The sequence below is a fragment of the Skermanella pratensis genome, from assembly GCF_008843145.1.
Lineage (GTDB): Bacteria > Pseudomonadota > Alphaproteobacteria > Azospirillales > Azospirillaceae > Skermanella > Skermanella pratensis.
In genome coordinates this window covers 5619449-5638761 of record NZ_CP030265.1, presented here as the reverse complement: position 1 = coordinate 5638761, position 19313 = coordinate 5619449, and the positions used below count along the sequence as shown (strand labels likewise).

The following is a 19313-nucleotide window of genomic DNA, read 5'->3' as shown; positions in this document are numbered from 1 at the left end:
AGACTTCAGGACGACAGGCATTTCCTTCATCGTCATGCGCGGACTTGACCCGCGCATCCACGCGCTGACCGTCGTGGCGGAGTTCGCGCGTGGATGGCCGGATCAAGTCCGGCCATGACGAAAGGGGGGCGTCGGTGCCTGCCTCTCGCTGAGTGAAGGCTTCACGGCGCCAAGCATTTCCTTCCTCGTCATGCGCGGGCTTGACCCGGCCATCCCCGCGCTGACCGGCGCGGCGGAGTTTGCGCGCGGATGGCCGGATCAAGTCCGGCCATGACGAAGTGGGGGCGTCGGTGCCTGCCTCTCGCTGAGTGAAGACTTCAGGACGACAGGCATTTCCTTCCTCGTCATGCGCGGGCTTGACCCGGCCATCCCCGCGCAGACCGGCGTGGCGGAGTTCGCGCGCGGATGGCCGGATCAAGTCCGGCCATGACGAAGTGGGGGCGTCGGTGCCTGCCTCTCGCTGAGTGAAGACTTCACGGCGCCAGGCATTTCCTTCCTCGTCATGCGCGGGCTTGACCCGCGCATCCACGTGCAAACCGGCGTGGCGGAGTTTGCGCGCGGATGGCCGGATCAAGTCCGGCCATGACGAAATGGGATTGGTGGCGGCACCGCGGCGGTTCGTCGGCGACGTAGGTCGGGTAGAGCGAAGCGGCACCCGACGCAAGCCGACGCGTGGGTGTCGGTTGCCGCTTCGCTCTACCCGACCTACGGTTTCTGACGAATGGGCGACAGCCGTGCCGGACAGCCATGGATCAAGACCGGCCATGATGGCAGGGAGGCGGAGAACGTCAGCGGATGTCATCATTTTCCGAGCCCCTGGACTACCGCCAGCATATATAATCATAGGAATTTAGTCAAATCTCCAGCGCGATGTTCAGCTCGGCCACGGTGGGGGTGCCGTCCGCCGCCAGGGTGAAGCGGTGGGCGCAGCCGTCGAGGAGTTTATGGGCCGGCTTGTCCGTCATGTCCCAACATGTGGCCATGGCATAGATCGCGCGGATCACGCCTTTGTGGGCGACAGCGCCGGCCGGCAGGCCGGCGGCGGCCGTCTCCGCCAGCCAGGGACGCAAGCGGTCCTGCACCTCGCGCGGGCTCTCGCCTCCCGGGCCGCGGAAGTCGAGGCCGCGGGCCTCCCACGCCGCCATCAGGTCGCCCAGCTCGGCCCGCAGGCCGGCGAGGGTCCGGCCTTCCCAGGCACCCCAGTCCATCTCGACCAGCCGGGCGTCGGGCACGGGGTCGAGCCCGAGGATCGCGGCGGTGGCGGCGGCGCGCTTCAGCGGGCTGGCGACCCAGGCCCGGTCCCGGAGCCGGTCCGGCAGCGCCCAGGCGCGGACGACGCCTTCGCCTTCCGGCGACAGCGGGATGTCGGTGCGTCCCTGGATCAGGCCCTCGGTGTTCCAGGCGGTCGGACCATGGCGCAGGATGAGAAGATCGGTCATCGGGACCTTGCGAGGCTGCGGAGCAGGGTGTCGAGCGTTTGGGAAGCGCCGTCGAAGCCGTGCTCGGCCGCCGCGATGCGGGCGGCTTCCCGGCCGAAGGCGCTTCGCCGGACGGAATCGGACAGCAGCGCCGCGACGGCGTCGGCGAAGGCGCTTTCGTCCCCGACCGGGGTCAGCAGGCCGGTCGAGCCGTCGCGCACGATGTCGGGCACGCCGCCGGTGCGGCCGGCCACCACGGGCAGGCCGGCGGCCTGCGCCTCCAGCAGCGCCATGCCGTAGGCCTCGTTGACGGCGGGCCACACCATCAGGTCGGCGGCGGCGTAGCAGGCGGCCAGCCGGTCGGGCGGCAGGGCGCCCAGGAAGCGGAGGCGGCCGGGATCGACGCGGCCGAAGCTTTCCTCGACGCAAGCCCGGCGCGGCCCGTCGCCCACCGCCAGCAGCCGCCAGTCGTGGCCGCCCAGCCGTTCCAGGGCGCGCGCCAGGACGCGGAACGAGCGCTGCTTGTCACCGCCCCGCATCATGCCGACGGCCAGCAGCCAGGGCACCTCCGGGTCCAGCCCCAGCGAGCGGGCGAGTCCGGCGCGGTCCGCGGCGCGGTCGCGCGGGGCCGGCGGCTCGACGAAGGGGCGCAGCAGCGTCAGCCGGCCGGGCGACCGGAGCAGGGGATACAGGCACTCCGCGTCGGCCGAGTTGAGGGAGATCACGGCGTCGGCGCGGGCGATGGCTGCCGCCGCCGCTTCATGGCCGAGCGCGAAGGGGCCGCCGGCCTGCTTGGGCGCGAAGGAGGCCTCGGCGACCACATAGGGGATGCCCAGCGCGGCGCTGACGGCGGGTCCCAGCCAGTCCGGCGCCTTGTGGTACAGGTGATAGGTGAACCACAGGTCGGGCGGGTCGCGCCGCAGCCGCGCGGCCAGCCGGTCCGCCAAGCGACCCCCGAGGTCGGCGAGGCGCCGGTGCCGGCCGGGCCGCTTGCCGTCGTCCCAGCTCCGGAAGCCGCAGGCCAGATCGACCCGGTGCCCGGCATGGCCGAGCGCCGCCATCAGCAGCCGCGCCATGCGGCGGTCGCCCGAGGGCGTGGGGTGCGTCGGCGCCTTGAGGGGAGCGTAGAAGGCGATCCTCATGCCGGGCCGGCCCCTTTACTCCGGACCGCCGGAGGTCAGTAGCCCGGCCAGATGGTCGAGCCCGGCCCCGGCGCTGAACCGCCCGCGGACCCGGCTGCCGCCGGCCGCCGCCAGACGGCGGCGCGCTTCGGGATCGCGGCCGAGGGCGGCGAGGGCTTCGGCAAGGCCGGCGGCATCGCCTGGATCGACCAGGATGCCGGTCTCGCCCTCGACCACCAGCTCGGGGATGGCGGCCATCCGGGTCGCGACCACCGGCAGCCCCATGACCTGGGCCTCCATCAGCACGTTGGGCAGGCCGTCGCGGTCGCCGTCTCGCGCCAGCCGGCTGGGCAGGAAGAACAGGTCGGCCTCGGCATAGTGCCGGATCACCACGTCCTGGGACCGGGCGCCCTCCCAGGAGATCCGGCCGGCGAGGCCCAGCCGTTCGGCCTCCGCCTTCAGGGCCTTCAGCCCGGTGCCGCCGCCGACATGGACCCAGCGCCAGTGCAGCCCGGCGGGAAGCCTGGCAAGGGCTTCCAGCGCCACGTCGAACCCCTTCTTCTCCACCGCGCGGCCGACCGAGAGCAGGACCAGCGGGTCGGCCGGGTCGCTGCCGTCCCGGGGAGGCCGCGCCGGCACCTCGGCCGGGAAGCGGTCGAACTCCAGCCCGTGGTAGAGCAGCCGGACCCGGTCCGGCACGGGCGCCAGCTCCGCCAGATGGGCATGGCCGAGGCGGGTGCAGGTGACGCCCCAGCGCGCCTCGGCCAGCTTTTCCCGCTTCTCCCAGTCGGGGATCGTCCAGATGTCCTTGGCGTGGGCGGAAAAGCTCCAGGGCAGGCCCCGCATCAGGGCGGCGTAGCGGGCGACGCTGGCGGGGGTGTGCAGGAAATGGGCGTAGATCCTGCTGGTGCCCGGCGGCAGCTCGGCCGCCAGCACCGCCGCCTGCCCGAATCGGCGGACCCGGTTCCGGGTGCGGTCGCGCGCGAGGTCGCGGAGCCAGACCGCACGCGCCCGTCTCCAGCCCGGCAGCGCGCGGGCGGCCCCCAGCGCGCGGGCGAGCCGGGCCGGCTCGTCGTGGAGATATTCCGGCAGGTAGGTCACCGGCGCCCGGAGCTGGTGGTGCAGCGCGTGGGTGGTCTTGTCGGTCGGGTGGCGCAGGGAGAACAGGGCGAGGTCGACCCCGCGCTGCTCCAGCCCCACCAGTTCCTGGGCGATGAAGGTTTCGGACAGCCGGGGCCAGCCTTTGACGACGACGCAGACGGTCAAGATCAACAGCCTATGGGTCAGGCCCTGCGGCGCAGGGTGGCGCGGCGCGCGGGGCGCCGGGGTTCCGCCAGATGGCGGGCGGCCAGGCGGTTGACGTTCTCCAGCCCGTCGAGCAGGCCGGGGACGATCACGTCGGAAGGAACCTGCTGTTGCGGCAGCTGGCGCAGCGCCGTCGCCATGGCGCCCGGGTCGCGCACGCTGTCGTCGGGCAGCATGCTGACCAGGCCAAGCTCCTGCGCCCGGCTGGCGCGGATGTACTGTTCCAGCCGGGGAACCATGCGCGGCACGATCAGCGCCCGCTTGTCGAACGACAGGATCTCGCAGAAGGTGTTGTAGCCGCCCATCGCGACGACGCCGATCGCCTTCGCCATCAGGCTTTCGAGCTGGGCCTCGAAGGTCAGCGTCTCGACCTTGGGCAATGCCGCCGCCCGCGCCGCGAACTCGTTCTGAAGTTCGCGCTGCATGAAGGGGCCGAGCACGATCAAGGCGCGGTGGGGCAGCCTGGGATCGTGCTCGTAGGCGCGCAGGACCCAGTCGACCAAGTTCTCGCCGTCGCCGCCGCCGCCGGGCGTGACCAGGATGAACGGCTCGTCCGGCATGTCCGGAAGTGCCGGGTGGACGGGGGCGCTGCGTTCCAGGTATCCGGTATAGACCATCTTCCGGCGCACCGAGGGCGGCACCCGGACCCCGTCGAGCGGGTCGCAGATCTGCGGCAGGCCGTAGACCCACAACTCGTCGTAGAGCTTGTCCAGGGCCGGCATCACCTTCTTGCGCTCCCATTCCGGCCCCAGGGCCGACGGCTCGTCCATCACGTCGCGCAGGCCCAGCACCAGAGGCGTGCCGCGGGCCTTGAGCACCTGGAGGGTCTCCAGCACCTCGCCCCGCAGGCCCAGCGGCTCCTTGTCGACGATGAACAGGTCGGGATCGAAGATCTCCGCGGTGTGGCGGATGATCGATGCCCGCATGGCGAGCGTCTCTTCGATGTCGATGTGCAGGTTCAGCGAGGTGTACTCGCCGTTGCGCAGCTTGATCACCCCGGGAATCCGGACGAAATCGACCCGGCTCCGGAAATCGAAGCTGCCGATGATCGGCGACCCCGACAGGATCAGGACGGACATGTCCTTGTGCTGCTCGACCAGCGCATGGGCGATGGTCCGGCAGCGGCGCAGATGGCCGAGGCCGAAGGTGTCGTGGCTGTAGATCAGCACGCGGCTGTGCTCGCGCGTCTGTTCGCGCACCTGTTCCCGGATGTCTTCCCGGCCTGCCCCGATGCGGTTGCTCATGTGCGTCTGCTCACGGTGTCCACTCCGGCAGTTCGGCCAACCTGTGAAGCCTGGAACCCATAGGGGTCAATGCCATCGTCTGTCTCTAGCAGAATAGCTGGGTATCGACCATGTGAATTGCCGGGTGCCACACCATCAGGTACTCTCGGTCCCACTTTTTTCCTGCCCGGGCGGACCAGCGCAGGAACGCTTTTTCGGACATCAGTGCTATGGAAAAGAGCATCTTTCGCTTCGTGCTGCGCTATAGTACGCGGCAGCAGGTGGTCATTCTCCTGCTCACTCTGTCCTCGTTCCCGTTCCTTTATTATTCATTGGAACTGCCGAAGCAGATCGTCAACGACGCCATCGGCGGGCAGAATTTCCCCAAGGAATTCCTTGGTTTCCAGTTCGAACAGGTGCCGTACCTGATGCTGCTGTCAGGAATGTTCCTGACGCTGGTCCTGATCAACGGCGCCTTCAAGTTCCGGATCAACACCCTGAAGGGGCGGCTGGGCGAGCGCATGCTGCGGCGGCTCCGCTACGAGCTGTATCTCAGGGTGCTGCGATTCCCTCTGCCCCGGTTCCGCAAGGTCAGCCAGGGCGAAATCATCCCGATGATCACCGCCGAGGTCGAGCCGCTGGGCGGCTTCATCGGCGACTCGATAGCATTGCCGGTGTTCCAGGGCGGCACGCTGCTGGTCTACCTGGTCTTCATCTTCATGCAGGACCCCATCCTGGGAGCGGCGGCGATCTCGCTTTATCCGCTCCAGGGCTGGCTGATCCCCCGGTTGCAGCGCAAGGTCAACCAACTGGGCAAGCAGCGGGTGCGGGCGATGCGCCAGATCTCCGACCGGATCGGCGAATCTGTCTCCGGCGTGCAGGAGATCCATGCCCACGACACCTCGGCCTGGCATCTGGCGGACATCTCGCATCGCTACGGCGACGTCTACGATATCCGGTTCGAAATCTTCCAGCGCAAGTTCTTCATAAAATTTCTCAACAATTTCATCAACCAGCTGACGCCTTTCTTCTTCTACTCGATCGGCGGGTATCTGGTGATCCAGGGGAGCATCAGCTTCGGCTCGCTGGTCGCCGTGCTGGCCGCCTACAAGGACCTGGCGGGACCGTGGAAGGAGCTGCTGGACTATTACCAGATGAAGGAAGACATCCGGATCAAGTACGAGCAGGTGATCGAGCAGTTCGACGTGCCCGAACTGATGGCCGCCGGCCTGATCGCCACCGACGCCGGTCCGGACACGAGGCTGACCGGGCCGATGGTCTTCACCAACGTCTCGCTGGGCGAGGACAACGGGCCGAAGATCCTGGACGGCCTGTCCTGCACGCTGCCGCTCGACGGGCACACGGCGATCGTCGGCGGCGCCGGGCGGGACGAGTTCGCCATGCTGGCCGCCCGGCTGCTGATGCCGACGGCCGGCCGCATCCGGATCGGCGAGCAGGATATGGCGCATCTGCCGGAGGCCGTCACCGGGCGGCGCATCGCCTATGTCGGGCAGAACAGCTACATGTTCACCTCCAGCCTGCGCGACAACCTCTATTACGGGCTGCGGCACCGCCCGCTGGCGGTGCATGAAGGGGACGAGAGGGCGGCCGCCGAGCACCGCCGCCGGGCTTCCGAGTCACAGGCCGCCGGCAACACCGATTTTCCGCTGGATGCGGACTGGATCGACTATGTCGCCGCCGGCTGCGACGGTCCCGAAAGCCTGCGCCGGCGCACGCTCGCCGTGCTGGACATGGTCGACCTGGCGGACGACGTCTACCGGCTGGGCCTGAACGGCACATTGGCGAAGGGTGGAGACGGGGACGTCGTCGCGCGCATCCTGGAGGCGCGGACGGCGCTGAGGGCCGAGCTGGCCCAGCCGGCGATGCGGTCGCTGGTCGAGATCTGGCATCCCGACCGGTTCAACAACAACGCGACGGTGGCCGAGAACCTTCTGTTCGGCAGCCCGGTCGGGCCGGTCTTCGCGATCGACAGCATGGCGGAGAACACCTATGTGCTGGGCGTGCTGGAGAAGGTCGGGCTGACGCGCGACTTCCTGAACATGGGCGTCCAGGTCGCCCGCACGATGATCGAACTGTTCGCCGACCTGCCGCCGGGCCACCAGTTCTTCGAGCAGTTCAGCTTCATCAGCTCGGAGGAGCTGCCCGACTTCCAGCCGATGGTGGCGAAGGCGGACAAGGAGGGCGTCGACAGCCTGAAGCCGGAGGAGAAGCGCCGGCTGATGGCGCTGCCCTTCAAGCTGATCCCGGCCCGCCACCGACTGGGCCTGATCGACGACGGCATGGAGCGGCGCCTGCTGGAGGCGCGCCACGTCTTCGCCCGCGACCTGCCGGACGGCTTGCGCGAGAGCATCGAGTTCTTCGTCGAGGACAGCTACAACTCGGCCTCGACGATCCAGGACAACATCCTGTTCGGAAAGGTCGCGTACGGCCAGGCCCAGGTTGGCGGCAAGGTCGGCCGGCTGGTGGCCCAGGTGATCGAGGAATTGCACCTGCGCGAGACCATCCAGGAGATCGGGCTGGACCATTATGTCGGCGTCTCGGGGTCGCGGCTGTCCCGGGTGCAGCGGCAGAAGGTGGCGCTGGCCCGCGCCATCCTGAAGAACCCCGATTTGCTGGTGATCAACGAGGCGACCGCCGGACTGGACGGCGCCAGCCAGACGCGCATCCATGACGCGATCCTGGAGGAGCGCCAGGGCCGCGGCGTGCTCTGGGTCCTGCACAGGCCCAGCATCGCCCGGCGGTTCGACCAGACCCTTGTGCTCCGGGGAGGCCAGATCGCCGAGCACGGGAGCTATCAGGACCTGGACAAGCCGGGCACCGTCATGCACGAGTTGCTGGCGGCCGAATGATGAACAGTTGGATGATGAGCAGCCGGAAACGGGAGTAGCGTGTCGTGAGCCTTGCCGAAGAAGTCGAACTGCTGCGCAGGATCCCCATGTTCGCCAACGTGGAGATCAGCAAGCTGAAGCTGCTGGCCTTCACCAGCGAGCGCGTCGCCTTCCACGCGGGCGACATGCTTTTCACCCAGAACGAAATGGGCAACAGCGCGTTCATCATCGTGGACGGCGAGGCGGACGTAACGGTCGATACGCCGAACGGGCCGTTGACGGTCGCCAAGGTCGGCCGCAACGATTTCATCGGCGAGATCGCGATCCTGTGCGACGTGCCGCGTACCGCCAGCGTGGTCGCCGTCACCGACATGACCACGCTGTGCATTTCGAAGGACCTGTTCTTCCGCATGGTCACCGAGTTTCCGCAGATGGCGGTGGAGATCATGAGGGTGCTGGCGCAGCGCCTGGAGAATACGACCCGGCAACTGCGCGAAGCCGTCGCACACGGTGCCTCGCACCAGACATGACGTATCCAAAGAAGGCGGTTCATGAGCCGGTTGGACAGTTTCATCAGACGGGTCAGCGCCCAGCGCGACTGCCTCAACGCCGCCGCGGACCTGGTCCGCAACATCCCCGGCCCGGTGCTGGAGTTCGGCCTGGGCAACGGCCGCACCTATGACCATCTGCGCTCGCTGCTGCCGGATCGCACGATCTTCGTGTTCGAGCGGCAGGTCGCCGCCCATCCCGACTGCATCCCGCCGGCCGAGTGCCTGCTGCTGGGCGACCTGTTCGAGACGCTGGAGTCGGCAGGCGCCGTGATCGAAGCGCCCGCGGCCCTGGCCCATGTGGATATCGGCTCCGGCGATCCCGGAGCCAACGCCGAACTGGCGGCTTTCCTGGCGCCGCGCCTGCACAAGCTGATGGCACGCGGCGGCGTCGTGGTCAGCGACCAGGACCTGGGCATGCCCCAATGGGAGCCGCTGCGCCTGCCGGAGACGGTCCGGCCGGGGCGCTACTTCATGATGAGGGTGTAGGGGGCCATCCGTGGCAAGACCCTCCACCCCGTCGCCGAGCGTCCGGTCCGGGCATCGGCCTTGCCAGCGCCAGGCCCGGATCGTTGCAGATCAATCAAGGTTCGCCGGCCATCGTTCCGAATGCGACCAACGCGGGGCCGGCGCCGCCCGGACCGGGGCGGCGCCGTTCCCGCGGGTTACTCGGCCCTCTTGCTCAGGTCTTCGCCGGTGGCCTGGTCGACCATCTTCATGGACAGCTTGACCTTGCCGCGGTCGTCGAAGCCCAGGACCTTGACCTTCACCTCGTCGCCCTGCTTGACCACGTCGCCGACCTTGCCGACGCGCTCGTTCTTCAGCTCGGAGATGTGGACCAGGCCGTCGCGCGAGCCCAGGAAGTTCACGAAGGCGCCGAAATCGACCACCTTCACGACCTTGCCGGTGTAGACCACGCCCAGCTCCGGCTCGGCCACGATGCCGCGGATCCAGTCGATGGCGGCTTGGCTGGCCTTGCCGTCCACCGCCGCGACCTTGACCGTGCCGTCGTCCTCGATGTCGATCTTGGCGCCGGTCTGCTCCACGATCTCGCGGATCACCTTGCCGCCGGAGCCGATCACGTCGCGAATCTTCTCCTTGGGAATGTTGATCACGGTGATGCGCGGGGCGTTCTGGTTGACCGCATCGCGGGCGCCGCCGATCGCCTTGGCCATCTCGCCCAGGATGTGCAGACGGCCGCCGCGCGCCTGGTCGAGGGCGACGCGCATGATCTCCTCGGTGATCGAGGTGATCTTGATGTCCATCTGGAGCGCGGTGACGCCCTTCTCGGTGCCCGCCACCTTGAAGTCCATGTCGCCCAGGTGGTCCTCGTCGCCCAGGATGTCGGACAGCACGGCGAAGCCGCGGTCCTCCTTGATCAGGCCCATGGCGATGCCGGCCACCGGACGGGGCAGGGGAGCGCCGGAGTCCATCAGGGCCAGCGAGGCGCCGCAGACGGTCGCCATCGACGAGGAGCCGTTGGACTCGGTGATCTCCGACACGATGCGCATGGTGTAGGGGAACTGCTCCTTGGTCGGGAGCAGCGGACGGACCGCGCGCCACGCCAGCTTGCCGTGCCCGATCTCGCGCCGGCCGGGGGAGCCGACGCGGCCCGCCTCGCCGACCGAGTAGGGCGGGAAGTTGTAGTGGAGCATGAAGCTCTCGCGGTACTCGCCTTCCAGGGCGTCGATGATCTGCTCGTCCTGGCTGGTGCCGAGCGTCGCGACCACAAGGGCCTGGGTCTCGCCGCGGGTGAACAGGGCGGAGCCGTGGGCGCGGGGCAGCACGCCGACCTCGGCCACGATCTGGCGGATGTCGGTGGTCGAGCGGCCGTCGATCCGGCGGCCGGTGTCGATGACGGTGCCGCGCAGCACGTCGCTCTCGACGTCCTTGAAGGTGCCGGCGATCGCCTCGGCGGGGATCTCGTCCGAGGTCAGGGCCTCCAGCGCCTTCAGCTTGGCGGCGCCCAGCTTGTTCTGGCGGTCCTGCTTGCGGATCTCGGAATATGCCGCCTTGATGTCCTCGCCGACGGTCTCCTTGACGCGGGCCTTGACGGCGGCGGCGTCATAGGGGGCCGCGGGCATGTCCCAGGGCTCCTTGGCGCACTGCTCGGCCAGCTCGATGATGGCGTCGATGACCGGCTGGAAGCCGCGGTGGCCGAACATGACGGCCCCGAGCATGACGTCCTCGGACAGTTCGTTGGCCTCGGATTCGACCATCAGCACGCCGTCGCGCGTACCCGCGACCACCAGGTCCAGGTCGCCTTCCTCGTCGTCGACCAGCGGGTTCAGCGTGTATTCGCCGTTCCGGTAGCTGACGCGGGCGGCGCCGATCGGGCCCAGGAAGGGAATGCCCGAGATGGTCAGGGCGGCGGAGGTGCCGACCATGGCCACGATGTCGGGATCGTTCTCCATGTCGTGGCTCAGCACGGTGCAGATGACCTGCGTCTCGTTGCGGAAGCCGTCGGCGAACAGCGGGCGGATCGGCCGGTCGATCAGGCGGCTGACCAGCGTCTCCTTCTCGGAGGGACGGCCTTCACGCTTGAAGAAGCCGCCCGGGATCTTGCCGGCGGCGAACGCCTTTTCCTGGTAGTTGACGGTCAGCGGAAAGAAATCGACACCGGGCTTGGCCGCCTTGGCCGCGACGACGGTGCAGAGCACGGTCGTCTCGCCGTACGTCGCCATCACGGCGCCATCGGCCTGGCGGGCGACCTTGCCGGTCTCCAGCACCAGCTTGCGTCCGCCCCAATCGATTTCTTTTCTGTAGACTTTGAACATTGTTTCTTCCTTCCATCCGACGCCCAAGCCATCCCGGATTGGATGGACCGGGCCGGGGTCCTCAGTCGTTGTCGACCCCGCTTGAAAACGATCCTGCATGAGCACAGGCAGAAAACCGACCGGGAGCGTGTCCGGGCCGGCAGGCAAAGCTCATCAATGAAATGGAGCCGAAAGGATCATCCGCCCGCGAAAAAATGCCTCGCGGGCGGAACGATCCCGTGCACACCGCAGCCCGCCGCCCGCTCCGCGAAGCGGAGCCTGTACGGTCGGGGATCCGGGCTGGTCTCGGCAAACGGAATTGTCCGGTGGGCGGTGTGCGAAAGGCCCCGGCCTTAGCGGCGCAGGCCGAGACGCTGAATGAGCTGCTCGTAGCGGCCGACATTCTTGCGCTTGAGGTAGTCCAGCAGGCTGCGGCGCTGGCCGACCATGACCAGCAGGCCGCGGCGGCTGTGGAAGTCCTTCTTGTGGGTCTGCAGGTGCTCGGTCAGGTTCCGGATCCGCTCGGACAGGATCGCGACCTGCACTTCGGGGGAACCGGTATCGTTGGCACCGGTGGTGTATTCCTTGATCAGCTCCTGCTTGCGCTCGGCAGTGATCGACATCGGGTCTCTCCAATCGGGTCTGGTTGATGCTTACAGGTTCAATACGCGCACCGGGCGGATCTCCGCCCCTTCGACGCGGGCCAGCGCAACCGGCTTGCCGCCGGAAACGGCTAAAACGACAGCACCGCCGCCCGACGGATCGTAATCGAGGCTTTCCAGCCTCTCGCGATCCTGCCGGCGCAACAGCGCCACCGTTTGGCCAAGTCTCAGTCGGTGCGCTTCGGCTTCGGTCAGGGCGAACGCCGGGATGTCGTCCAGCGCCGTCTCGATCGGAAGCAGAAGTCTTTCGACGGCGGCACCATGCTCCATGGCCGCCAGATCGTCCAGGGAAATCGAGTTTTCGAGCGTGAAAGAGCCCACGTTGAGCCGCCGCAGGCGCGTTATGTGCCCGACGGTGCCCAAAGCGAGGGCAAGATCGCGCGCCAGGCTCCGCATATAGGTGCCTTTGCCGCATTCCACCTCGAAATCGGCGTGATCGGCGTCCGGAAGCCCGATCAGGTGGAAACCGTCGATGCGCACGATGCGCGGCGCCAGCACGACCGTCTCGCCCTCGCGGGCCAGGTCGTAGGCGCGCTCGCCGTCGACCTTGATCGCCGAGAACTGGGGCGGCACCTGGGAAATCTCGCCCTGGAACGCCTCCAGCGCCGCCTCGATCTCGTCCTCGGTCGGACGCTTCGGGCTGGTCGCGATGACGCTGCCTTCCAGGTCGTCGGTGGTGGTCTGCTCGCCCCAGCGAAGGCGGAAGCGGTAGGTCTTGGCGCCGTCCATGGCATAGGCCACGGTCTTGGTCGCCTCGCCGAAGGCGACCGGCAGCACGCCGGTGGCGATCGGGTCGAGGGTGCCGCCATGCCCCGCCTTCTCGGCGTTGAGCAGGCGGCGGACCCGCGACATCACCTGGGTGGACGTCATGCCGGCCGGCTTGTCGATCACCAGCCAGCCGTGGACGGGCACGCCTTTGCGCTTACGCGCCACGGGGGCCTCGGCCGCCGGGGGAGGATTTGGAGGATTTCAAGGGAGCGGGCTTGTCGGGCTCCTCCTCGTCGTCCTCCTCGTATTCGACGTCCTCGTCCTCGTCGTCGTCGTCGTCGTCGTCGTCGAGATCGTCCTCGAACTCGGCCTCTTCCTCGTCTTCCTCGTCGTCGAGGTCGTCCTCGTCCTCATAGTCCGGCTCGTCGTGGCCGGGGCCATCGCCGTTCATGCCGTCGTGGGTGCCGCCGTTGTGGGTCTCCCCGGCATCCTCGTCGTCGTCCTGATCGTCATCGTCCAGGTCGCGCGCGACCTCGGGGTCGTGCAGCAGGCGGTTGATGTGGTCGGCGTACTCGAACGAGGTGTCGGGTTCGAACGACAGGGTGGGAACGTAGCGCAACTTGACCGCGCGGGCAATCTGGCTGCGGAAGAAGGCCGCGGCGCGGCGGAGCGCCGCCACCGTCTCCTCGGAGTGGCCGCCGCCCAGCGGGGTGATGAACGCGGTCGCGTTGCGCAGGTCGGGGCTGATCCGGACCTCGGTCACGGTGACGTTCAGGTTCTGCAGGTCGGGATCGCGGAAATCGCCGCGGCGGAGCACTTCCGCCAGCGCATGGCGCAACTCCTCCCCGACCCGCAATTGGCGTTGCGACGGGTTGCGTCCTGCGCGTTTGCTGCTCATGGGTTTACTTCCTCTTCCACCGGCCGCGCGCGGGGCGCCGGTCGGTACCGACGGGGGTATAGCCTGACCCGCCGGCGGGCTTCATGCCCTTGTTCCTGTTCGCGGGCTTCAAGAAGCCCCGAAATCGGAAGAGGCCCGCGGCGCCCTCGGGCGCCGCAAGGCCTTTCCGCGACGGCGCCCGGTCAGAGCTGCCGCGCCACTTCTTCCATCTCGTAGGCTTCGATCACGTCGCCTGCCTGGATGTTGTCGTAGTTCTCGAACGCCATGCCGCATTCGTACCCTTCGCGAACCTCGCGGACCTCGTCCTTGAAGCGCTTCAGGGTCTTCAGCGTGCCGGTGTGGATGACCACGTTGTCGCGCAGCAGGCGGACGCCGGCGCCGCGTTTCACCACGCCCTCGGTGATCATGCAGCCGGCGACCTTGCCGACCTTGGTGATGTTGAACACCTCGCGGATCTGGGCATTGCCCAGGAACCGCTCGCGCAGGATCGGCGACAGCATGCCCGTGAGGGCGGCCCGCACGTCGTCGATGACGTCGTAGATCACCGAGTAGTAGCGGATCTCGATGCCGTCCCGCTTCGCCATCTCGCGCGCCTGGGGATTGGCACGGACATTGAAGCCGAAGATCATCGCCTTGGAGGCGTTCGCCAGGGTCACGTCGGACTCGTTGATCGCGCCGACCGAGCTGTGCAGCACCCGCACCTTCACTTCGGTGTTGGCGGCGGTCAGGCGCTCCAGGGCGCCGCTGATCGCCTCGATCGAGCCCTGCACGTCGCCCTTGATGACGATCGGCAGTTCCTTGGCCTCGCCCGCCTGGATGCGGGTGAACATCTGCTCCAGGGTGCCGCGCGACGCCGCCGAAGCCGCCGCCTCCCGCCGCTTGCGCTGACGGAACTCGGTGATCTCGCGGGCCCGCGCCTCGGTCTCGACCACCGCGAACTCGTCACCCGCCAGCGGCGTGCCGTTCAGGCCCAGCACCTCGATCGGCATCGCCGGACCGGCGGTGTCGACGCTGGCGCCGCGGTCGTTGACCAGTGCCCGGACGCGGCCCCATTCGGCGCCGGCGACGAAGATGTCGCCGACCGACAGGGTGCCGCGCTGGATCAGCACGGTCGCGACCGAGCCGCGGCCCCGCTCCAGCTTGGCCTCGATCACGACGCCTTCGGCGGCGCGGTTCGGGTTGGCGCGCAGCTCCAGGATTTCCGCCTGGAGGAGGATGGCCTCCTCGATCCGGTCGAGGCCCATGCGGGTCTTGGCCGAAACCTCGACCGCCAGCACGTCGCCGCCCATCTCCTCGACGACCAGCTCGTGCTGCAGCAGCTCCTGGCGGACCCGGTCGGGGTTCGCGTCGGGCAGGTCGCACTTGTTGATCGCCACGATGATCGGCACCTGGGCCGCCTTGGCGTGGTGGATGGCCTCGATCGTCTGCGGCATGATGCCGTCGTCGGCGGCCACCACCAGCACCACCACGTCCGTGACGTTGGCGCCGCGCGCCCGCATCTCGGTGAAGGCGGCGTGGCCCGGGGTGTCGATGAAGGTGATCTTGCCGCCCGACCCCAGCTGCACCTGGTAGGCGCCGATGTGCTGGGTGATGCCGCCCGCCTCGCGGCTGGCGACGTCGGTCGACCTCAGGGCGTCCAGCAGCGAGGTCTTGCCGTGGTCGACGTGGCCCATGACGGTGACGACCGGAGCGCGCGAGATGAGGTTCTCCTCGATGTCCTGCTCCCCCTTCAGCCCCACTTCGACGTCCGCTTCGGAAACGCGGCGCATCCTGTGGCCGAACTCGGCGACGACAAGCTCCGCCGTGTCGGCGTCGATCGTCTGGTTGATGGTCGCCATCACGCCCATGCGCATCAGCGACTTGATCACGTCGGCGCCGCGCTCGGCCATGCGGTTGGCCAGCTCCTGGACGGTGATGACTTCCGGCACCACCACGTCGCGGGTGACCTTCTGGGTCTCCTGCCGGCTGTTCAGGCGCTGCTTCTCGCGCTCACGGGCACGCCGCAGCGCCGCCATGCTGCGGGTCCGCTCGGACTCGTCGCCGCTCAGCGCCTGGGTGACCGTCATCTTGCCGCTGCCGCGGCGGCGGTCGCCCGCCTTGCCCTTGGGAGCCGCGGGCGGCTTGGCCGGAGCCTTCGCGGCGCCGCCGCCGGCACCGGGAGCCGTCTTGCGGCGGCCGCGGCCGTCGTCTTCCTCTTCGCCGGCGCGGACGATCATGCCGGCCGCCTTGCCGATAGCGGCTTCCGCGGCGCGGGGCGCCGCCGGCGTCCTGCGGCGGTCGTCCTCGCCCGAGCGGGCGGCGGCCGGAGCCTCCTCCTCGTCGCGGGCCGGAGCCTTGGCGGCCGGGCGCCTGGCGGCTTCCGCCTCCTTGCGCTTGGCTTCCTCTTCCTGGCGCTTGCGCTCGGCCTCCTCGGCCTTGGCGCGCTCATCTTCCTGGATGCTCTTCAGCTCTTCGAGCTCGCGCCGGCGCAGGGCCTCGGCATCGAGCTGGGGCTCGGGCGCCTCCTCGACGGCCACCGGCTCATCGAGGATGGTCGCCTCGGCCAGCTCGGCCTCGACCTGCCGCCGCTCCTCGTCGGAACGGATGGCACCCTGGAGGGCGCGCAGACGGGCGTCGCGCTCCTCCTTGGTGAGCTGCCGGACGGCGGGCTGGCCACGCTGGCCCCTGCCGCCGGGCGCGCCCTTGAGGGGCAGGCCCTCGGCCGCGCGGCGGGCCGCGGCGCCGCCATCGGCCACACCGGGCGCGGCGCCCTTCTCGATCGTCCGCTTGCGCTTGACCTCGACGGTCACGGTCTTCGACCGGCCATGGGAAAAGCTCTGCCGAACCGAGGCGGCATCGGCGGGTTTGTTCTTCAGTTCGAGCTTGCCCTTGGTGGGGAGGCTCAAAACCTTCTTGCGGTCCTGGTCGTTACTGTCAGTCATCTGTGTCCGACTAGCTCGTCGTTGTATCTGTTGCCCGGCCGGCCGATGCCGGACCGCAATTGCCTTCACCCGAGGCACCCCGTCGAAGACCGGCATACCGCCGGCACTCCTCCAGGAAGCGCGCGGCCAATCGGCCGGGCGCCAGCATCGCATGCACCACATGGTCGCGGCCGAAGGCGTGGCCGAGATCGGCCGCGTCGAACAGGTCGACGACGGGCGCCTCCCCGGCCAGCGCCCGCATCTTGCCGCGCCCGTCCTCCGCCCCGTCGGCCGCGGCGATCAGCGCGCCCGCCTTGCCCTTGCGCAACGCCTCGCGGACCTTCTCGAATCCCGAGACGGCCACCCCGGCGCGACGGCAAAGGCCGATCGAGTCGAGGCAGCGCCGCTTGAGCAACGCCTCCACCCTGTCGGCCAGGCCGGGATCGACCTTGACCTTGCGGCGGGCGGCCTTGGAGAACTGGTTCTTGGCGACCGCCCTGGCCAGGATCTGCCGGTCCGCCGTGACCCACAGGCCCCGTCCGGGCAGCGTGCCCTCCAGGTCCGGGACGACGGCGCCTTCAGGCGACTCGACGAACCGGATCATGCCCTGGCGGTCGGCGACGACTGCGGTGACGATGCAGCGCCGCAAAGGGCTGCGCCGGCCGCCGATCGCCTCCTCCTCAAGCGGTTCGTGCCCGGGGAGACCGGGCTCGAACGCGTCGGGCGGGGCGGCTGCCTCGTGGGGCAGGGTGGGGTGGGCGTTCAGTGATGTCATCCGGTGCAGGGTCGGTCCTTGGTTCGGGATCTCGGGTTCGGAAGCGGTAGTCCTGGAAAGACCAGGGTCAGTGCTGTTCGGTCGAGGCGGTCGCCGGTTCGCCGTCCTCGGTGAACCAGTGGGCGCGGGCCGCCATGATGGTGGCGTTGGCGTCGTCCAGCGTCATGGCGTCCTTGCCGACGATCTCGCGCAGCTCGTCGCCGGCGAGGTCGGCCAGGTCGTCCAGGGTCTTGACGCCGTTCTCGCCAAGCTTGACCAGCATGACGGGGCTCAGGCCCTCGATCTCCGCGATCTCGTCGGCGACGCCCAGCGCCTGGCGCCGCTCGGTCATCTCGCTGTTCTGCTGGTCGAGGAAGGTCCGGGCGCGCTCGCGCAACTCCTCGGCCACGTCCTCGTCGAAGCCTTCGATCTCGGCGAGCTCGTTGGTCTCGGCGAAGGCGATCTCCTCGACCGACGAGAAGCCTTCGGCGACAAGCAGGTGGGCGATCACGTCGTCCACGTCCAGGGCGTCGATGAAGAGCTGGGAACGGGTCTTGAACTCTTCCGAGCGCCGCTCCGACTCCTCGTTCTCGGTCATGATGTCGATGTCCCAGCCGGTCAGCTGGCTGGCGAGACGCACGTTCTGGCCGCGGCGTCCGATCGCAAGACTCAACTGGTCATCGGGAACCACGACTTCAATGCGCTTGCTTTCCTCGTCCATCACGACCTTGGCCACTTCGGCCGGGGCCAGGGCGTTGACGACGAAGGTCGCCGGGTCCTGGGACCAGGGAATGATGTCGATCTTCTCGCCCTGGAGCTCGCCGACGACGGCCTGGACGCGGCTGCCGCGCATACCGACGCAGGCGCCGACCGGGTCGATCGAGCTGTCGTGGCTCAGCACGGCGATCTTGGCGCGCGAGCCGGGGTCGCGGGCGACCGACTTGATCTCGATGATGCCGTCGTAGATCTCGGGCACTTCCTGGGAGAAGAGCTTCGCCATGAAAGTGGGATGGGTGCGAGACAGGAAGATCTGCGGGCCGCGGGCCTCGGCCCGTACGTCATAGATGTACGCGCGTACGCGGTCGCCGTTCTTGAAGTGCTCGCGGGGCAGAAGCTCGTCGCGGCGCAGGATCGCCTCCGCCCGGCCCAGGTCGACCGTGACGTTGCCGTACTCGACCCGCTTGACCAGGCCGTTGACCACCTCGCCGACGCGGTCCTTGTATTCCTTGAACTGGCGCTGCCGTTCCGCCTCGCGGACCTTCTGGACGATGACCTGCTTGGCGGTCTGCGCCGCGATGCGGCCGAAGTCGATCGGCGGCAGCTCGTCGGTCAGGAACTCGCCGACGGCGGCGTCCTTCTTCATGCGCTGGGCTTCGCGGACGGTAAGCTGGGTCGTCTCGTTCTCGACCTCCTCGACCACCTCCAGATAGCGCATCAGGTGGATGTCGCCGGTCTTGCGGTCGATCCGCGCCCGGATGTCGTGTTCGTGTCCGTACTTGGAGCGGCCTGCCTTCTGAATCGCCTGCTCCATCGCTTCCAGGACCTCATCCCGGTCGATGTTCTTCTCGCGGGCGACCGCGTCGGCTACTTGTAGCAGTTCCATTCCAGAAGTCCCTGGCGTTCGTTAGAGTAGGCACTCGGACGTGAGGCGAAAAGGCCGGCTACTGCTGAGCCGCGGTGGCGGCGATCAGCGCGTCGGTCAGGATCAGCTTGGCGCGCTGCACGGCGTCGAACGGGACGGTGGCCGGACCGGTATCGGTCTCGATCAGCACGGACCCGTCCCCGACGCCCTTCAGCACGCCGCGGAACCGCTTGCGGCCGTCCAGCGGGAAGCGAGTTTCGATGCGCGCTTCGAAGCCGGCGAACCGTTCGAAATCCTTCAGCCGGGTCAACGGCCGGTCGATCCCCGGCGAGCTGACTTCCAGCGTGTAGGCGGAAGAAATCGGATCCTCGACGTCGAGGATGGCCGACACAGCACGGCTGATGTCTGCGCAATCCTCCACGGTCATGGCGGCATTGTCCTTCCGCTCGGCCATCACCTGCAAGGTGGGCCGCTGCGTGCCCGACACCTGCACCCGCACGATCTCGTAGCCCATGGCTTCGACCGAGGGGCGATGATCTGTTGTATCCGGTCGGTTGCGTCCATTCCACCTGACTTGAGGCAATATGAC

The 19313-nt window shown here is 68.5% G+C and carries 14 protein-coding genes and 1 pseudogene; 3 read left to right on the top strand and 12 right to left on the bottom strand.

Annotated features, from left to right (window positions below; genetic code table 11):
- Nucleotides 1-854 precede the first annotated feature (854 nt).
- Genes DPR14_RS25900 through DPR14_RS25885 form a run of 4 tightly spaced genes read right to left on the bottom strand, consistent with a single transcriptional unit; the run spans nucleotide 855 to nucleotide 5088 of the window.
- The gene (locus DPR14_RS25900) at nucleotides 855-1439 is read right to left on the bottom strand and encodes a histidine phosphatase family protein (protein WP_158047714.1); all 585 of its coding nucleotides are present in this window, start codon (nucleotides 1437-1439) and stop codon (nucleotides 855-857) included.
- On the bottom strand, nucleotides 1436-2560 hold the full coding sequence (locus DPR14_RS25895; RefSeq protein ID WP_158047713.1) for a glycosyltransferase family 4 protein: 1125 nt from the start codon (nucleotides 2558-2560) through the stop codon (nucleotides 1436-1438). Before DPR14_RS25895 ends, DPR14_RS25900 begins: the two co-directional genes overlap by 4 nt.
- A 15-nt stretch (nucleotides 2561-2575) precedes the next feature.
- Nucleotides 2576-3805 carry a glycosyltransferase family 4 protein gene (locus tag DPR14_RS25890; protein ID WP_158047712.1) on the bottom strand — a complete coding sequence of 410 codons (1230 nt, stop codon included), beginning with the start codon at nucleotides 3803-3805 and terminating at the stop codon, nucleotides 2576-2578.
- A 17-nt stretch (nucleotides 3806-3822) separates the two neighbouring features.
- On the bottom strand, nucleotides 3823-5088 hold the full coding sequence (locus DPR14_RS25885) for a glycosyltransferase family protein (RefSeq protein WP_246148601.1): 1266 nt from the start codon (nucleotides 5086-5088) through the stop codon (nucleotides 3823-3825).
- Nucleotides 5089-5297: 209 nt separating this feature from the next.
- Between DPR14_RS25885 and DPR14_RS25880 the strand changes: the two genes are divergently transcribed.
- From DPR14_RS25880 to DPR14_RS25870, 3 genes are read left to right on the top strand one after another with little or no spacing between them, the layout of a single operon-like run.
- Nucleotides 5298-7937, top strand: coding sequence for an ABC transporter ATP-binding protein/permease (locus DPR14_RS25880; protein WP_158047711.1), 2640 nt, complete (start codon nucleotides 5298-5300; stop codon nucleotides 7935-7937).
- A gap of 44 nt (nucleotides 7938-7981) precedes the next feature.
- Nucleotides 7982-8446 (top strand): cyclic nucleotide-binding domain-containing protein, encoded by a 465-nt coding sequence (locus DPR14_RS25875; RefSeq protein ID WP_158047710.1) that lies wholly within the window; start codon nucleotides 7982-7984, stop codon nucleotides 8444-8446.
- A 21-nt stretch (nucleotides 8447-8467) separates the two neighbouring features.
- Entirely contained in the window at nucleotides 8468-8953 is a 486-nt protein-coding gene (locus DPR14_RS25870) for a class I SAM-dependent methyltransferase (protein WP_158047709.1), read from the top strand.
- 176 nt (nucleotides 8954-9129) lie between these two features.
- Here the strand turns inward: DPR14_RS25870 and pnp are convergent, their stop codons facing one another.
- The 8 genes and pseudogenes from pnp to rimP all read right to left on the bottom strand — a co-directional run bounded on the left by pnp (nucleotide 9130) and on the right by rimP (nucleotide 19288).
- Nucleotides 9130-11241 carry a polyribonucleotide nucleotidyltransferase gene (gene pnp / locus DPR14_RS25865; RefSeq protein ID WP_158047708.1) on the bottom strand — a complete coding sequence of 704 codons (2112 nt, stop codon included), beginning with the start codon at nucleotides 11239-11241 and terminating at the stop codon, nucleotides 9130-9132.
- Nucleotides 11242-11573: 332 nt separating this feature from the next.
- Complete coding sequence (rpsO, locus tag DPR14_RS25860; RefSeq protein ID WP_158047707.1) at nucleotides 11574-11843, bottom strand: 30S ribosomal protein S15; 270 nt, start codon at nucleotides 11841-11843, stop codon at nucleotides 11574-11576.
- Between the two features lie 30 nt (nucleotides 11844-11873).
- Nucleotides 11874-12815, bottom strand: coding sequence for a tRNA pseudouridine(55) synthase TruB (gene truB / locus DPR14_RS25855; RefSeq protein ID WP_158047706.1), 942 nt, complete (start codon nucleotides 12813-12815; stop codon nucleotides 11874-11876).
- Nucleotides 12805-13488, bottom strand: coding sequence for a 30S ribosome-binding factor RbfA (gene rbfA, locus DPR14_RS25850; RefSeq protein ID WP_158047705.1), 684 nt, complete (start codon nucleotides 13486-13488; stop codon nucleotides 12805-12807). The genes truB and rbfA overlap by 11 nt, the downstream gene beginning before the upstream one ends.
- Before the next feature lie 182 nt (nucleotides 13489-13670).
- Entirely contained in the window at nucleotides 13671-16409 is a 2739-nt protein-coding gene (gene infB, locus DPR14_RS25845; protein WP_246148597.1) for a translation initiation factor IF-2, read from the bottom strand.
- 10 nt (nucleotides 16410-16419) lie between these two features.
- A complete protein-coding gene (locus tag DPR14_RS25840) occupies nucleotides 16420-17163 on the bottom strand; it encodes an RNA-binding protein (RefSeq protein WP_158047703.1) in 744 nt (247 codons plus the stop codon).
- A gap of 67 nt (nucleotides 17164-17230) precedes the next feature.
- Nucleotides 17231-18745, bottom strand: coding sequence for a transcription termination factor NusA (gene nusA / locus DPR14_RS25835; RefSeq protein WP_158047702.1), 1515 nt, complete (start codon nucleotides 18743-18745; stop codon nucleotides 17231-17233).
- 58 nt (nucleotides 18746-18803) lie between these two features.
- A pseudogene (gene rimP / locus DPR14_RS25830) lies at nucleotides 18804-19288 on the bottom strand (ribosome maturation factor RimP).
- Nucleotides 19289-19313 lie beyond the last annotated feature (25 nt).

What these genes read in the sequence shown, in the direction of transcription:
- pnp (WP_158047708.1), bottom strand. Translation starts at nt 11,241, where the DNA reads ATGTTCAAAGTCTACAGAAAAGAAATCGATTGGGGCGGACGCAAGCTG.
- rpsO (WP_158047707.1), bottom strand. Translation starts at nt 11,843, where the DNA reads ATGTCGATCACTGCCGAGCGCAAGCAGGAGCTGATCAAGGAATACACC.
- nusA (WP_158047702.1), bottom strand. Translation starts at nt 18,745, where the DNA reads ATGGAACTGCTACAAGTAGCCGACGCGGTCGCCCGCGAGAAGAACATC.
- rbfA (WP_158047705.1), bottom strand. Translation starts at nt 13,488, where the DNA reads ATGAGCAGCAAACGCGCAGGACGCAACCCGTCGCAACGCCAATTGCGG.
- DPR14_RS25895 (WP_158047713.1), bottom strand. Translation starts at nt 2,560, where the DNA reads ATGAGGATCGCCTTCTACGCTCCCCTCAAGGCGCCGACGCACCCCACG.
- DPR14_RS25885 (WP_246148601.1), bottom strand. Translation starts at nt 5,088, where the DNA reads ATGAGCAACCGCATCGGGGCAGGCCGGGAAGACATCCGGGAACAGGTG.
- DPR14_RS25880 (WP_158047711.1), top strand. Translation starts at nt 5,298, where the DNA reads ATGGAAAAGAGCATCTTTCGCTTCGTGCTGCGCTATAGTACGCGGCAG.
- infB (WP_246148597.1), bottom strand. Translation starts at nt 16,409, where the DNA reads ATGACTGACAGTAACGACCAGGACCGCAAGAAGGTTTTGAGCCTCCCC.
- DPR14_RS25900 (WP_158047714.1), bottom strand. Translation starts at nt 1,439, where the DNA reads ATGACCGATCTTCTCATCCTGCGCCATGGTCCGACCGCCTGGAACACC.
- DPR14_RS25840 (WP_158047703.1), bottom strand. Translation starts at nt 17,163, where the DNA reads ATGACATCACTGAACGCCCACCCCACCCTGCCCCACGAGGCAGCCGCC.
- DPR14_RS25870 (WP_158047709.1), top strand. Translation starts at nt 8,468, where the DNA reads ATGAGCCGGTTGGACAGTTTCATCAGACGGGTCAGCGCCCAGCGCGAC.